Origin of the sequence: Paraburkholderia sp. SIMBA_053, from assembly GCF_046534895.1 — a bacterium.
Taxonomy (GTDB): domain Bacteria; phylum Pseudomonadota; class Gammaproteobacteria; order Burkholderiales; family Burkholderiaceae; genus Paraburkholderia; species Paraburkholderia caledonica.
In genome coordinates this window covers 1-255 of the sequence record NZ_JAWRXU010001152.1, presented here as the reverse complement: position 1 = coordinate 255, position 255 = coordinate 1, and the positions used below count along the sequence as shown (strand labels likewise).

Annotated in this window: 1 protein-coding gene; it reads right to left on the bottom strand. The window is 69.0% G+C overall.

What is annotated here, in order from left to right; all coding sequences use genetic code 11:
• Positions 1 to 255, bottom strand: a 255-nt coding sequence (locus tag SB753_RS39265) for a DUF3471 domain-containing protein (protein ID WP_410805447.1), incomplete at both ends; no start/stop codon positions are given.

Below are 255 nucleotides of genomic sequence, written 5' to 3'. Positions count from 1 at the left end.
ACCGAAGGTCACGTACGCCGGCTCCAGCGATGCATCGTCCCAGTCCACCCGGAACGTGTCGTACTGCGAATACGCCAGCGTGCCGGCCATGTTCGGCGTCTTGCGCATGTCCATGCGCAACCGCCCCTCGCGCAGCGAAATCTCCATCGGCCCATACCACCGGTCCGCGTAACGCCCCACGTATCCCGCCAGCGGGAACGGCGCGCGGCCAGCCTTGCGCACGTCCTTGCCAGCCGCCTCCAGCGCCGCCACGCC